Annotated in this window: 14 protein-coding genes; 1 reads left to right on the forward strand and 13 read right to left on the reverse strand. The window is 35.6% G+C overall.

The annotated features are described in order from the left end of the window. Window positions 1-130: 130 nt before the first annotated feature. From BN52_RS05320 to rpsO, 8 genes are all read right to left on the reverse strand, one after another. On the reverse strand, window positions 131-1753 hold the full coding sequence (locus BN52_RS05320; protein WP_008473303.1) for an ABC-F family ATP-binding cassette domain-containing protein: 1623 nt from the start codon (window positions 1751-1753) through the stop codon (window positions 131-133). A gap of 243 nt (window positions 1754-1996) precedes the next feature. After that, window positions 1997-2593 (reverse strand): ribosome biogenesis GTP-binding protein YihA/YsxC, encoded by a 597-nt coding sequence (gene yihA, locus BN52_RS05325; RefSeq protein ID WP_008473304.1) that lies wholly within the window; start codon window positions 2591-2593, stop codon window positions 1997-1999. After that, window positions 2583-3848: an ATP-dependent Clp protease ATP-binding subunit ClpX gene (gene clpX, locus BN52_RS05330; protein ID WP_008473306.1), complete on the reverse strand. Its 1266-nt coding sequence runs from the start codon at window positions 3846-3848 to the stop codon at window positions 2583-2585. The genes yihA and clpX overlap by 11 nt, the downstream gene beginning before the upstream one ends. Window positions 3849-3977: 129 nt before the next feature. Beyond that, entirely contained in the window at window positions 3978-5303 is a 1326-nt protein-coding gene (gene tig / locus BN52_RS05335; RefSeq protein ID WP_008473308.1) for a trigger factor, read from the reverse strand. A 146-nt stretch (window positions 5304-5449) separates the two neighbouring features. Further along, window positions 5450-6640: an elongation factor Tu gene (gene tuf, locus BN52_RS05340; RefSeq protein WP_008473309.1), complete on the reverse strand. Its 1191-nt coding sequence runs from the start codon at window positions 6638-6640 to the stop codon at window positions 5450-5452. 181 nt (window positions 6641-6821) lie between these two features. After that, the gene (locus BN52_RS05345; RefSeq protein WP_008473310.1) at window positions 6822-7652 is read right to left on the reverse strand and encodes a hypothetical protein; all 831 of its coding nucleotides are present in this window, start codon (window positions 7650-7652) and stop codon (window positions 6822-6824) included. Window positions 7653-7654: 2 nt separating this feature from the next. Next, a complete protein-coding gene (locus BN52_RS05350; RefSeq protein WP_008473311.1) occupies window positions 7655-9499 on the reverse strand; it encodes a ribonuclease J in 1845 nt (614 codons plus the stop codon). 145 nt (window positions 9500-9644) lie between these two features. Then, window positions 9645-9914: a 30S ribosomal protein S15 gene (gene rpsO, locus BN52_RS05355; protein ID WP_008473312.1), complete on the reverse strand. Its 270-nt coding sequence runs from the start codon at window positions 9912-9914 to the stop codon at window positions 9645-9647. Window positions 9915-10116: 202 nt separating this feature from the next. On the opposite strand from rpsO, the gene rpsT reads away from it, so the two are divergent. Then, window positions 10117-10368, forward strand: a complete 252-nt coding sequence (gene rpsT / locus BN52_RS05360) for a 30S ribosomal protein S20 (RefSeq protein WP_008473313.1) — start codon at window positions 10117-10119, stop codon at window positions 10366-10368. A gap of 54 nt (window positions 10369-10422) precedes the next feature. Here rpsT and holA read toward each other — a convergent pair whose 3' ends face one another. From holA to BN52_RS05385, 5 genes are all read right to left on the reverse strand, one after another. Beyond that, window positions 10423-11409 carry a DNA polymerase III subunit delta gene (gene holA / locus BN52_RS05365; RefSeq protein ID WP_008473314.1) on the reverse strand — a complete coding sequence of 329 codons (987 nt, stop codon included), beginning with the start codon at window positions 11407-11409 and terminating at the stop codon, window positions 10423-10425. Window positions 11410-11412: 3 nt separating this feature from the next. Continuing rightward, window positions 11413-13452 (reverse strand): DNA internalization-related competence protein ComEC/Rec2, encoded by a 2040-nt coding sequence (locus BN52_RS05370; protein ID WP_008473316.1) that lies wholly within the window; start codon window positions 13450-13452, stop codon window positions 11413-11415. Window positions 13453-13651: 199 nt separating this feature from the next. Next, window positions 13652-14323, reverse strand: a complete 672-nt coding sequence (locus BN52_RS05375) for a helix-hairpin-helix domain-containing protein (protein ID WP_008473317.1) — start codon at window positions 14321-14323, stop codon at window positions 13652-13654. An 80-nt stretch (window positions 14324-14403) separates the two neighbouring features. Further along, window positions 14404-15432 carry a SepM family pheromone-processing serine protease gene (locus tag BN52_RS05380; RefSeq protein WP_008473318.1) on the reverse strand — a complete coding sequence of 343 codons (1029 nt, stop codon included), beginning with the start codon at window positions 15430-15432 and terminating at the stop codon, window positions 14404-14406. Between the two features lie 3 nt (window positions 15433-15435). Next, window positions 15436-15778 (reverse strand): nucleotidyl transferase family protein (locus BN52_RS05385; RefSeq protein ID WP_040473428.1); only part of this gene is annotated, 343 nt, incomplete at its 5' end.

Raw genomic sequence — 15778 nt, forward strand, 5'->3', positions numbered from 1 at the left:
TTGGAGTCAAGTCCCTAGGGGGATTTGACTCCTTTTTCATTTGTTCTTTACCTTACCGCAAATTATTTTACACTTAGTTACTTTTTAGGCAAAAAAAGAAATAAACGCCTTCGTTTATTTCTCAATCAAATTAATATAATTCTGCTACACGCTTTTGAATGTCTGGGCTATCAATAAATTCATCATAAGTAGTATCAGCCCTACTAATCGTACCTTTAGGTCCAACCTCAATAATATGGTTAGCAATAGTTTGGATGAACTCATGATCATGTGAAGTGAATAAAATTGAACCTTGATATGATTTAAGTGATTCATTTAGAGAAGTAATTGACTCTAAATCCAAGTGGTTAGTTGGATCATCTAATACCAAGACATTTGCTGGTTCTAACATCAATCTTGATAATTGGCAACGAACCTTTTCGCCACCAGACAAAACCTTGATTTTCTTTTCAATTTCATCCCCACTAAACAGCATTCTCCCTAAGAAGCCACGAAGAAATGTATTATCATCTTGTTCTTTAGTAGCATACTGTCTTAACCAATCTAAAATGCTTAATTCATCATTATTGAAATTAGCGTTTAAATCCCTAGATAAATAATTGAATGCTGTAGTTTGACCCCAAGTAACTGTTCCCGTATCTGGCGTAATTTTACCCGCAATGATATCAAGCAAGGCAGTAGTGGCCAAGGTATTACGCGACAAGAAGCCAACCTTATCTTTAGGTCTAATAATGAAAGAAACGTGATCCAAAATCTTTTTACCATCAACGCTATATGAAACATCTTCGACTTTTAGTAAATCATTACCTAAATCACGATGTAAATCGAACTTAATAAATGGATATTTTCTTGAAGAAGGTCTAATATCATCAAGCGTAATTTTTTCTAATTGTTTCTTTCTTGAAGTTGCTTGTTTAGATTTTGAGGCATTAGCCGAAAAACGAGCAATAAATTCTTGTAATTCCTTGATTTTTTCTTCTTTTTTAGCATTTTGATTGGCAGCAAGCTCTGTAGCCAATTGGCTAGACTTATACCAAAAATCGTAGTTACCAACATATAAAGTTATCTTTCCAAAGTCGACATCACACATTTGCGTACATACTTGGTTCAAGAAGTGGCGGTCGTGAGAAACCACAATCACAATATTTGGATAATCAGCCAAAAATTCCTCAAGCCAATCAACAGTATGAACATCTAAACCATTAGTTGGTTCGTCTAATAAGAGAATATCTGGATTACCAAATAAAGCTTGTGCCAACAATACTTTAACTTTTGCTGATTCTGGCAATTCACTCATTTTTTGAGTGTGCATCGTCTCGCCAATTCCCATTGATTGAAGCAACTTCGATGCATCAGCTTCGGCATTCCAGCCATCTAACTCAGCGAATTTAGTTTCTAACTCAGCTGCTCTTACCCCATCCTCATCAGAAAAGTCTGGCTTAGCATATAATTGATCTTTTTCTTGCATTACGGCATATAGCTCTCTATGTCCTTGAATCACCGTTTCTAAAACAGTAAATTCTTCAAATGCAAAGTGATCTTGATTCAAGCTCGACATCCGTTCATTGGGATCGATTATTACTTGACCAGTGGTAGGCTCTATTTTACCCTCTAGCAACTTTAAAAATGTAGATTTTCCTGCACCATTAGCACCAATAACACCATAGCAGTTACCAGGAGTGAATTTAATATTCACATCCTCATAAAGCATTTTTCCAGATAAATTCAAGCTCAAATCAGAAACTGTGATCATTACATATTCCCCTATCTTTGTTGTTTCTATATTTGATTAATTATACAGAAGATGAATTATTATGCAAACAAAAAAGGAAAACTCCTCACACAGAATTTTCCTCAAAAAGATATAGAAAGTCGTACTAATATATCGATCCCTGAAATGATATATCAGCAACAGAAGTGTATTAAAATAATAGTTCTTGCTAGGTAGTTGATCCTACCCACGCATATTCTATCACGTTTACTAAAAAAATAATACTTAGTTGCTTTTAGCGTTAACTTTGTCTTCAATCCAAGTAGATAACTTATCTAAATTAGTTTTGTCAAATGAACTAAAAGTTAATAGCTCATCTTCTGGTCTTAAGTTCATTGCCTTTTTAATTCCAGCAATCGACTTGTTCCGTTGATTTCGTTTAACCTTATCAATCTTCGTAGCTACGACTAAAATTGGAATATTTAAATATTGCGCATACTGATACATTGCAATATCGTCCTTTGTCGGTTCATGACGACCATCAACTAAAATTAGGATACCCTCTAAATTGGCACGAGTTTCTAGATAATCTTGAATCATTTCTCCAAACTCTTGTCTTTTCTTCTGTGATACACGTGCGTATCCATAGCCAGGTACGTCAACTAAGTAAAACTCATCATTAACACGATAAAAATTTAAGGTTTGCGTTTTACCAGGTTGAGAAGACGTTCTTGCTAAATTCTTTCGATTTACAAAAGTATTAATTAAACTAGACTTTCCGACATTTGATCTGCCAGCCATTGCTAACTCAGGGAGTTCGTCTTTTGGATATTGATCTTCTCTTACAGCACTAACTGCATACTCACTGTTTTTAATTATCATTAGCTGAAACCTTTTCTAGGTCCTCATCATCACGTCTAATAACAATTGGTTGAGCATGATGAAGAATAACATCATCAGTTACCTTGACTTCCAGAATATCTTCATCGCTTGGGGTTTGATACATAATATCCATTAACGCATTTTCAATGATTGTTCTTAATCCTCTAGCACCCATGTTTCTTTCAATTGCTAAATCTGCGATTGCATTCAATGCTTCATCAGTAAAAGTTAGCTTAACATTATCCAATGATAGCAATTTTTGATACTGCTTTACTAAAGCATTCTTTGGTTCGGTAAGGATTCTCATCAAATCATCATTATCGAGTTTATCAAGCGTAGTGATAACTGGAATTCTACCAATAAATTCTGGAATCATACCAAACTTAACTAAATCACCTGTAGTTAAATATTGATTCCAATTCTTGGTATCTAAACTATTGATCTCATTTTCAGCACCAAAACCAATAGTCTTCTTACCAAGACGATTCTTTACAATTTCTTCTATTCCATCAAAAGCTCCACCAACAATAAATAAGATATTCGTTGTATCCATACGAATCATTTCTTGTTGTGGATGCTTTCTTCCCCCTTGAGGTGGAACTGATGCAATTGTACCTTCTAAAATTTTAAGCAACGATTGTTGAACACCTTCGCCAGAAACATCTCGTGTAATTGATACATTTTCGGCCTTTTTAGAAATCTTATCTATTTCATCGATATAGATAATTCCCCTTTGGGCCCGGTCTATATCGTAATCCGCATTCTGCAATAGTTTAAGCAAGATGTTTTCAACATCTTCCCCAACATAACCAGCTTCTGTTAAAGTAGTTGCATCAGCTATTGCAAATGGAACATTTAAAATTCGCGCAAGAGTTTGTGCTAAATAAGTCTTACCTGAGCCAGTAGGTCCAATCATAGCTATATTCGATTTTTGCAACTGAGTTGATGAATCAAAGTCTGCTTGGCCAATTCTCTTATAGTGGTTATAAACAGCAACAGACAATACTTTTTTGGCATTTTCTTGTCCGATTACATATTCGTCCAATTTTTCCTTGATTTCCATTGGCTTTGGTAATTCGCGAGCTGTCTTCAAATAATCTGATTTCAATTCATCATCGATAATTTGTTTTGAAAGGTCAACACATTCATTGCAAATGTAAACACCATTACCTGCAATGATTTTCTTTACTTGAGCTTGAGTTTTGCCACAAAAAGAACATCTAATTTCTTCTTGAGTAGTAAACTGATTTGCCATATATCGTTAATTCCTCCTAATATCTACATTTTCTAGATTATCATAAAAATGCAGATAATAAAGCAATTTTGCTCATTACAAAAAAGGCGACTGCTCAACAGCCACCTTTTTGAATTAAGTAGTTAAATATTACTTATCAGCTTTTTCGCTTTCTTTTTCTTCAAGCTTAGCCTTAGCAACTTGCTTTGCATTATCAGTTACTAAATCCATTGCCTTACGTACAGTGATATCGTGAGTTAACATGTCATCACTCAAAGTGTTGCGAACAGTCTTTTCGTCCATGTTGTAATCACTTGCAAGGTTCTTGATTTCTTCGTCGATTTCTTCCTTAGTTGCCTTCAAATCTTCCTTCTTAACAATTGCTTCAAGTACTAAGTTAGTCTTGATTCTTTCAGCAGCATTTACAGCAAATTGTGAACGCAATTGTTGTTCATTAGTGTTAGTTAACTTGTAGAAAGTTTGAGGATCGATACCTTGACGTTGCATGTTACCTAAGTATTGGTTCAATTGAGTAGTTACGTCATCTTGAATCATAGCATCAGGAATTTCATCGATCTTAGCGTTAGCAACAGCACCTTCGATAGCTGCTTCTTGAATATTGTCAGCTGCTTCGCTTTCCTTTTGTTCCTTAAGTTCCTTCTTGATCTTTTCCTTTAATTCATCAAGAGTCTCAACTGAGTCATCTACATCCTTCGCAAACTCATCATCTAATTCTGGAAGTTGCTTTGATTTTACTTCATGAATCTTAGTTGCGAAGTGAGCTTCTTTACCTGCTAAGTCCTTTGCACCATAATTTTCTGGGAAAGTTACAACTACATCAACATCATCGCCAGCTTCGTGACCTACAAGTTGGTCTTCAAATCCAGGAATGAAAGTATCTGAGCCTAATTCAAGTGAATAGTTTTCAGCTGAACCACCATCGAATTCCTTACCATCAATAGTACCCTTGTAATCGATAGTTACAGTGTCGCCCTTTTCAGCCTTGTCTTTCTTTAAAACTAATTCGGCATTTTGTTCACGACGCTTTTCAAGTTCTGCATCAATATCCTTAGCATAAACACGTGTGTTTTGCTTTGGAACTTCAATACCCTTGTATTCGCCTAATTCAACTTCTGGTTCAACAGCAACAGTTGCCTTCAAAGTCCAGTCTTTGCCCTTTTCAATTGAAACAGGTTCAATTGATGGTTGACCTACAGCAGCAATTCCTGCTTCCTTGACAGCAGCATCATATGCGTTTGGCAATACAAGATTCAAAGCGTCATCGTATAATGCTTCTTCACCGTAGTATTGATCAAAAATTACACGAGATACGTGGCCCTTTCTAAAGCCAGGTACACGTAAGTTCTTCTTTACTCTTCTAAATGCTTGGTCCAAACCTAATTTAATTTCATCTTTTGAAATATCAAAAGTAAGTTCTCCGGATGTCTTACCGGTTTTTTCCCATTTTACAGACATTAATTAAATACCTCCAATGTCAAAATTGAGTTTGCTACTTGCATACTAAGTTATCTTACCCTAAACAGGAAGAAAAAACAAATTCTGAGCAAAAAAAGATGCACTTCAATGAAGAAGTGCATCTCTTTTAACTATATCGTTAGAAATTAGTCAAGAATTTCAGTTACTTGACCGGCACCAACGGTACGACCACCTTCACGAATAGTGAACTTAGTACCCTTTTCGATGGCAGCTGGCTTAATCAAAGTAACAGTGAATTCAGTGTTGTCACCAGGCATAACCATTTCAGTACCTTCTGGCAATTCAATTTCACCAGTAATATCAGTGGTGTGGAAGTAGAATTGTGGACGGTAGTCTGAGAAGAATGGAGTGTGACGACCACCTTCGTCCTTCTTCAAAACATAAACTTGAGCCTTGAATGACTTGTGAGTTTGAATTGAGCCAGGTGCAGCCAAAACTTGACCACGAACAACTTGGTCACGGTCAATACCACGAAGCAATACACCAACGTTATCGCCGGCTTCACCCAAGTCCAAAGTCTTGTGGAACATTTCCAAACCAGTAACAACTGACTTAAGAACCTTTTCTACCAAACCAACGATTTCAACTTCGTCGCCGACCTTAACTTGACCACGGTCAATACGTCCTGAAGCAACAGTACCACGACCAGTGATAGTAAATACGTCTTCAACTGGCATCAAGAATGGCTTGTCAGTTTCACGTTCTGGAGTTGGGATGTATTCATCAACAATGTTCATCAATTCCATGATTTGCTTTTGAGCTTCTTCGTCACCTTCCAAGGCCTTCAATGCTGAACCACGAACAACAGGAACATCGTCACCAGGGTAATCGTATTCAGTCAACAAGTCACGAACTTCCATTTCAACTAAGTCAACAAGTTCTGGATCGTCAACTAAGTCAGTCTTGTTCAAGAATACAACGATGTAGTTAACACCAACTTGACGAGCAAGCAAGATGTGTTCACGAGTTTGTGGCATAGGACCATCAGTTGCAGCAACAACCAAGATAGCACCATCCATTTGAGCAGCACCAGTAATCATGTTCTTGATGTAGTCTGCGTGTCCTGGAGCGTCCATGTGAGCGTAGTGACGCTTTTCAGTTTCGTATTCAACGTGGGCAGTGTTGATAGTGATTCCACGTTCCTTTTCTTCTGGCGCTGCATCGATACCAGCGTAGTCCTTAGCTTCTGCCAAACCTTGCTTAGCTAAAACAGTAGTAATAGCCGCGGTTAAAGTGGTCTTACCGTGGTCAACGTGACCAATAGTACCAATGTTAACGTGTGGCTTAGTTCTAACGTAATGTTCTTTTTCTGCCATTAAAATGACCCTCCTGTAAATTTGCAAGAAGTCCGTTGAGATAAGCTAACGGATAATTCTCTGTTGAATATTGTACTACTTTCATTAACAAATTCCTAGTAAAAAATATCGGAAGTCCGTAATGAAAATAACCTTAGCTAATTATACTAGATCCATTTTAAAAGTAAACTATTTACAACAATTATTTTGGCAAAAATTGATTAATTTTTGTTAATATTTCTTGATCTTCATAGCCATTTCCGGTTTCAATGTACGATAATAAGTTTTTAGTAAAGCTGGCAGTATTTGTAATATATTCCGGAATTTTTGGATAAAGCGCGCCTATAAACAAATTAACTAACCCTAAAATATACGGCAATTCATTTGGTCGATTGCGATATCTATCACCAATCCCATAAACGACTTCTCGATAAATTGGTGATTTTCTTAGTAATTCTGTCTCTGCAGGAATAAAAACTTCAATTTTATCCAATACTCTAACAGACGTTTTTGGGGTTAATTTTAGTTTTACTAAATCTTCAAGCAATGTAAGCCTGGTGGCAAATTCAAGTGTAGGATCTAATAATAAGCTTTGAGTAAATGAAACAAAGTTCGTCAAATTAAGCTTAAATAGATCTTGATACATTCCTAAAGTTACATTTCTTGCTTGCTTAAATTGATTCATAATATTCAGCTGTTCTTGCTCACCTACTGGTTCAACTGCAATATCAGGAAGCTTACCAGACAAGGCCTTTATTTGGAGCCATTCAATATAGAAATGCGCATGTTTTAAAATCAAGAGATATAACTGATAGACCTTCTTATCTGAAAAAAGATCAGTTTCCTCTTTAATCAAAGAGTATGCCTGATCTACTTCTTCAGTATCTAAATATAGCTTACATAGCAACATAGCCAATTTGTGGTCATATCCTTGGCTTAGACCTTCTTCTAATAGCTTAATTGCTTCAACTACTTGATTTTGATCTAATTTCTCTTGAGCCAATCGATAAAAATTTTTTTGACTTAAGCTCATTATTATTGATCCTTATCGTTTTTTTCAACTATCTTTTTTCCTGCCTTTGTAACATTCAAAGGATGGCGCTTAGCAGTTGGTTTTCTGCCATTTCTACTTTGGGGCTTTTTAGTAGGTTTAGCAGTATTTTCATCATTAGTAGTGGTCGTATTCTTCTTTTGCATGACACGATGCCGATTTTGATTTACCTCCATCACCACTGGTAGAACGACAGGACGACGGTTAGTTTGACGATATAAAAATTTTTCTAAATCATTTCTGATATCAGTCTTTAATTCTGTCCAATCAAACTTTTTATGCTCAAAATTGTTATTAATAGTTTCCTTTATCAATTCAATTGAATCACGCATTAATTGACGATTTGCTTTAATATAAACAAATCCACGACTTGTTACTTGAGGTTGAGCAATAATTTTTTTCTTTTTGCGATCAATTGTTACAACAGCAATGAAAATACCATCATCGGATAAAATTTCACGGTCTCTAAGAACAATACTACCTACATCACCAACGCCTGAACCATCAATCATGATATCTTCTCCAGGAACTGGTTCAGATAAGAAGAACCGTTTTTGTTTATGATCATAGGTATAAGATTCACCATTTTTGGCAATAAAGATATCCTTAGCATTCATCCCCGTCTTAACCGCCAAATTTTTATGAATTTCCATTAAACGATATTCACCGATAACAGGGAATAAAAACTTGGGTTTAAGGGTATCGATCAGCATTTGCAAGTCTCTTCCAGTGGCATGGCCACTTGTATTCTTGCTTCTACCAAGTTCTATTACTCGTCCACCTGCTCGATATACCATATCGCTCGTTTCGGCAACCATAGTTTCCACAGCATGTGAAGGAGTCGTAGCAATAAATACTAAATCCCCCTCATGAATTTTAATCATGCTATGTCTACGATTAGCCATTTTTTGTAAAGAATTAAGCGGCTCACCCATTCTTCCTGTTTCAAGAATTACCGTTTCTTCGTCAGGAACCGTCTTTAGATCCTTCACACGCATCAATAAACCCTTAGGTACATTCAAGTAGCCTAATTTCATTGCAGTTCTTACAATCTTAGCCAAGTCTCTACCAGTTAGCAAAACCTTACGTCCAGTTATCGCTGCTGCGTTAAGAACCTCTTGAACACGATTAAGATTTGAAGCTTTAGCAGCTACAATTATTCTACCTTTTGCATTTCTAAAAACATCAACAACATAATTTGCAATATCTTGTTCAGAAACACTTGGATACCATGATTCAGCATTCGATGAGTCACTTAATAAGGCAAGTACGCCTTTGGTTTCGATTTCTGCCAAACGATCCATATCAGTTCGATAATTTTCCTCTGCTGTAGGATCAAACTTAAAGTCTCCAGTATAAACTATTTCACCGGCACCTGTGTGAACTACAATTCCTAAAGAATCTGGAATCGAGTGAGTAGTATGGAAGAACGAAACACTTGCATTTCTAAAATCAATCTCAGTGTCTGCATCTATCACATTGAAAAGATTATTTTTGATCCGTTTATTTTCACGTTTAACTTCAATTTTTGCTAACTCGATTGTTAATTCCGAACCAAAAACGGGTATATCATATTTACGTAAAATATAAGGTAAGGCCCCGATTGAATCTGCATGACCATGGGTTAGAAAAATCCCAGCAACTTTTTCACCGTATTGCTCAAAAAATTCTAAATCAGGAATTACTACATCAATTCCAAATAAAGAACTATCTGGATATTTTAAACCAGCATCTAATACAAAAATTTCGTCATTAACTTGAACAGCAAACATGTCCTTTCCTTGTTCACGGACGCCGCTCAAAATCATAATCTTAATTTGATCTGCCATCATTATTCCTTTTCTATTATTTAATTTTATTTATGGAGCTTTTGATCTCAACGCTGTAATAATCTGTTTCAATTTTAGCATAAAGCAAGCTATGATGACAAAAACAAAAAGCCAACTCTGAAAACAGAATTGACTTTCGAAAAAATTAACGACGCAAACCTAATCTCTTGATTAAATCGCGGTAACGATCGATGTCGTTTTCTTGCAAGTAACGAAGCAAGTTACGGCGATGACCAATCTTCTTAAGCAAACCAACGTAAGTGTGGTGGTCGTGCTTGTGGCTCTTCATGTGGTCAGTCAAGTTGTTGATATCAGCAGTTAAAACTGCAACTTGTACTTCAACTGAACCAGTGTCGCCTTCATGAGTTGCGTATTCTTTAATAATTTCGTTCTTCTTAGCTTTTGAAATTGCCATTGTTATATCACCTTTCAAAAAATAATTGCCACTAACAACGTCTATCGTCAGGTGTTAACGCATAAACAGCGTTAGTGGTTCACAACAAATATAATGATACCTGCTATTTTTTTAAAAAGCAAGGATAATTTACCTTGCATCTCAGCATTTTCTTAAGTATAATCAGTTAATGTAAAATTATCGACTAACGGAGGTGAATTTCATGCCACAAATTAAATCAGCTATCAAACGTGTAAAGACTCAAGAAGAAGCTAGAAAGCGTAACGCTGCTGAAATGAACAAGTTAAGAACTGCTGTTAAGAAGTTCAAGACTGCAGCTGCAGCTGGCGACGAAGAAGCCTCCAAGTTGCGTTTAGCAGCAGAAAGTGCTTTGGACAAAGCTGTTACTAAAGGTTTGATCCACAAGAACAAGGCTGCTCGTGATAAGAGCCGTTTAGCTAAATTGGCTAAATAGTTTTAACAAGCTAAAAGGGACCGTTAACTCGGTCCCTTTTTTGTTTCTCTAAATTTATACAGTCACTAGAAACATCTTCAAGAATTTTTCAGAATGATATACACCCGATTTGTATTTATATTCCAATTCGATGAGCTGCAACAGCAATCTCTTAAGATGTAAAATTGAAGATCTATTTCTTAATGCTAATTTTATCCGGTATGGATGTACGCTAAGCTCTTTTACGATTTGTGTCTCATCTCTTCCTCTCTGAGCTAAAACTTTGGCAGTCACCAATAGTTCTAATTGGTTTTGAAAAATTGCAATTAGTTGTACTGGATTAGTTCCTTCACGAAGTTGATCATCCAACCTTTCATTAGCTTGACGATAGTCCTTTCTCAGAGCCTCTTCTAAGATGGCAAAAACGTTTTGCGAAAGTGACATATCGATATTCCGCATAATCAGATCTTCTGTAATTTTATTATCAGTAGCAATATTTTTCAGCTTCAAATAATTATTAAGTACTACATCCATTACTTGATCACTACGATCAATCAGAGTTTGCAAAGCTCTTTCAGAAATTTGTATCCCATCATTAGCAATAAACGCTTTAACAATTGTTAACAACTCATACGGCTTAATCTTTGTTTCAACGACATTAAAATTTGCCCCTACCATTTTTACCAATTTCTTACGTCGATCAAGCTTTTCATATGAGGCAACCATCACAATCGTGTCTTCTAATTCTGCAACATGTGAAAATATCTCACTTAATTGTTTAACTTCACGTTCAAACTTTTTTGGCGTTTTAGCTGTTAAAAAGAAGGGATTTTTAACGATGACCAATCTCTCATTAGCAAAAAGATTGGCCTCGGTTAAGCTAGCAATCAATTCATCTAGGCCATCGCTTTCGCAATCGATAATCACTTTTTCCAAATTTCTCTGCTCAGCTTCTTTAGTTAAATTATCGACGAGATATTCATTTAAAAAGTCATCTTCGCCTACCAATACTGTGTGTCTATTTTTTGAATTTGAATTATTAAACAGCTTAAGTAATGTCATTATTTACCTCGAGAGTTTGGTCTCAAATTTTGTCGTTCCAAATAAATCGTAATACCAATTTATCATACCATAATCCTGAGTCGAGACCCATGGAATACCTAATTCTTTTAGAGTATTTAGCGTTTCTTGATGAGGATGTCCGAAGCGATTATTTCTGCCCGCAGAAATAAAAGCCAAGCTAGGTTTGATAGCCTGAAGAAAGGCTTTCTTAGATGATGTTCTACTTCCATGATGCCCTAATTTAAAATAATCGACTTTTAAATTGGAGTATTTTTGTAGAATTTTCATCTCACCTGCTTGATCTAAGTCTCCAGTAAACAACCACCTTTTTTTGGCTAATAAAAACGTTAATGCTACCGAATCTTCGTTTTTCCCCTCTCCCTCATGATCAGGATGCAATACTGAAAATGGGATCTTTTGGTTTATGACATCCCCTGCCAGTAATTCTACAATTTGAGTTTGTTGCACCTTTCCTTCAATTCTTTTTCTGAAAGCAGGATTTTTTAACATTCCTTTTCCAAAATATAGTTTTTTAACCCTCACCTGCTCAAGCAATGGCTTCAAATCACCTACATGGTCAGCATCTTGATGACTTAAGAAAACACCGTCAATCTGATTAATTCCCTCGGCCTTCAAAAATGGAATAGTTATCTTGTTAAGTTGTGGTTCTCTTTTTTTACCTGAAAAATTCAATTTTCCACCAGTATCGATCATATATACTTTTCTAAAAATTGGTGTAGTAATCAAAATGCTATCCCCTTGACCGACATCGATAAAAGTTACTTGCCCTCTCCATGGATAATGAATACTAACAAAGCAAAGAATATAACTAATGGTTAGTAAAGCAATCCAATTCTTAAGATATTTTCTAGAAATTCGCTCATTCAATTTAATTGTGATTACAGCAGCCAGTATCAGTAGTAACAAACATTGCCACCAATTAATCTTGCCAAAAGTCCATAAACCTACATTACTATGTGCAATCAATCCTAATAATCGTTCTGTGATAGATAGAACTTTATCCAACTCTTTTGAAACAGCAGGAATAACTGGAAACAAAATCAGATTAACAAACACGCTCGGAATCACTAAATAGTTAAAATACGGTACAATCAAGCAATTGAACAAAATTGTTAATACATTGAATTGATAGAAAAAGAACAATAAAAGTGGCGTAATAAGTGTATTTAAACAAACCGCTTGTTTAAATCTTGACAGTTTTTGCGTCAATTGAATGCCTAAAACCAACAAATAGCTCAATAACGCTCCTACACCAAGAAATAAATTCGGTACCATTAGCAAGTGTAACAAACAAGTTAATCCCAATATGTCTATTTTCAACAGCAATATTCGTTTAAATTTCAAGATTCGACTTAATATATACATTAAACTAGCTCTTACAAATCCGGGCTGTCCCAAGCTTAAGAAGATTCCTATCAATAATACAAGCAAGCAACAAAAGAATGCCTCTCCTTCAGTTCTTTTGCAAAAATAGCAAATTATCGAAACTATAGACGTATAAATACCGACGTGTAGCCCAGAAATGCTTAATAGATGAACTACTCCCAGATTACGGTAATTATCCAAAATACTTTTTGTTTCAGAGAAAGGATTCTCTGCTAAAATCAGCTCGCTTGAAAAAAATGATAATAATTTTGGCATCCTACTTAAATACTGTTGCAACTTATATCGCCAAAAATGTAGCCGATCGATAATTGATACTTTTTTTATAACTGAAACAGTGGCGCTCTTCAAGCGGAGTTGTTGATAGATTTCTTTAGACTGATAATACTTCTTAAAATCAAATTCTCCAATATTCGTAGCTGGCATAATTTGAGAAAATTCACCATCAATCTCCGATAAGGCAACTGCATGTCCAGCTTTTAAACTCTCCAATCGAGAACATTTCCCTGAAATTAAAATCACTTGTTTATTTACGTATGCTTTTCCTGACAGCCAGCCATCTTTAACTTTAACTTGATCAGGATAGATTTTAACTTGCAGTTGTGAATTAAGCGTCAACGGCTTTCGCTGAAGATTCATCATCATTCTGCCAATAAATAATATCAATAAGATTAATACTATTTTTTGGGCATCAGGATATTTTTTTATTAATAACAAAAGGAAATAACACGAAATGATTACCGCACATGTTCGGATTAAAAACGTCTCACCTTTAAGTACAAAAAATATCCCAATTTGGCAAAGTGCAAGATTTATTAGTAAGCCGGGCTCAGAGAATTTAAATTGCCAATTGATCTTTGAATCCAGCAAAAGTCTTCTCCCCAATACCTGAAACCTGCATAATATCTTCTATCTTTTTAAAATTGCCATTTTGTTCACGATAAGCAATTATTTGTTCAGCACGCTTTTGTCCAATACCATTTAATTTTTGCAATTCTGCAACTGTTGCCGTATTGATATTGACCGTTGGCGATGCTTCCGATTTGGCTGTGGATGATGTAGTTTGATTATCGTTATTGGTATTGGTAACTGCACTTGCAACTTTTTCTCCTTTATACGGAATATAAACCTTATCTTGATCTTTCAACATAATTGCTCGATTGATTACCTTGGTTTGCGCATTGGCTTTTAATCCTCCTGCAGCCTCAATTAATTCTTGAATCCTCGCACCATTTTTTAGCGTATAGACCCCTTCATGTCGAACTGCACCCGAAATATCGCAGGTTACTTCTGATGCCTGTTCCTTATTAGTATTACTTGAAGAACTCGAAACCATTGTTTCACTTGAAGTTTTGGAATTCAATTGCGTATTTGTGTTTGCATCATTGATGAAATCTTCTTTTTCATCTTTGCTATTCCAATACATCCCCAAAAATACTATTGCAATTACAATTCCTATAACATACTTCTTTTGTTCAACAATAAATGCTTTTATTTTATCTATATCCATAATTTTTCCCCCTTATATATTAGATACGCAAAAAAGACCCGAAAAAATTCGGGTCTTTTCAATCTTTAGAAATTCTTAAACTAATAGTTTGCTTTTAAATAATTTAGTGCATCCTCAAAAGTAGCAACGGGAACAATCTTCATTTTGGTATGAATAGCTTTGGCGGTTTTTTTAGCCACTTCATAGTTGGTTTCTGATTTTTTAATGCCCCTACTGTCTGTAGGAGCAAAGAACACCTCTGCTCCAGCCCTATCAGCTGCTACCACTTTTTTATCGACTCCACCTATCATACCTACTTTTCCATCTACTGAAATCGTACCTGTTCCAGCAACTTTATGATTATTAGTCAAATTTTTACCAGTAAAGACTTGATAAGCCTCCAAGGTAAACATTAAGCCAGCTGAAGGTCCACCAATATCGCCAGCATTAATTTTGACTGTTGGCTTAGTCGAAACAGTGGTATGTTCAACCAATTGAATCCCAATTCCTGGTTTATTAGTACCTTTAACTGTTACAACTTTACCATTAAAAGTTCGAGTTTGACTATTACGTTGAACCTTTAACTTCAATTTTGCACCTATTTTTTGTTGTTGTAAATAATCCATCATTTCTTTAGTGGACTTAAACTTATGTCCATTAGCGCCTAAGACCGTATCTCCAATTTGAAGTTTACCTTTGAAGCTCGAATTATTTTGGATTCCCATTACATAAACACCATGATAATGCAGTTTAGGTAATAATTTAGCTTTTTTTGCTGCATAGTAAATAGCTGCTTGTTGAGATGTTTCCATATACCAATTCTGTAGTTCATTATATTGACTACTGCTTTGTCCACCCAATAGTTCTGAGCTGGACACACGATCAGTATATTTCTGAGTAAAGCTCAATAAATAAGCAATCACAGGAACTGGCTCGTTAGTTATACTGATTGTAACCATATATAAATTTTTAGGTGCTTTAGTCTTAGCCTTGATAAACTCTCCTACTGGAAAAACTTCCCCTGGACTTTCCAAGAAATAATCCGTTGGCCAGAGTGCAGTCACTGAAAGTACAACAACTGTCAAAATTGTAATTAGCCAATTTCTTGCTTTCTTTGTAAGATGCTTCATATGCTACAGCTCTTTTCTTCTTTGATTTAAATTTTGAGCAACTAATTGGGGCACTAGATCAGAAACATCTCCCCCGAACTTGGCAATCTCCTTAATCATGCTTGAAGCGATTGCTGAATTCTTAGGTGATGTCGGCAACAAAACCGTAGCAATTTCTGGGGCTAATTGTTCATTCAATTGCCCAATTTGCTGTTCAAACACATAATCCTGTGCATTTCGCGTACCTCTAACAATCGCAGCTGCACCTAATGTTTTTGCTACATCCACTGTTAAAGAAGCCGGTCTTGTAATTACAGCTACGTTTTCCATACCTTCAATTTCTTTTTGAATGAACATGGCTCGTTCT

It is taken from the genome of Lactobacillus gigeriorum DSM 23908 = CRBIP 24.85 (genome assembly GCF_000296855.1).
Taxonomy (GTDB): Bacteria; Bacillota; Bacilli; order Lactobacillales; family Lactobacillaceae; genus Lactobacillus; species Lactobacillus gigeriorum.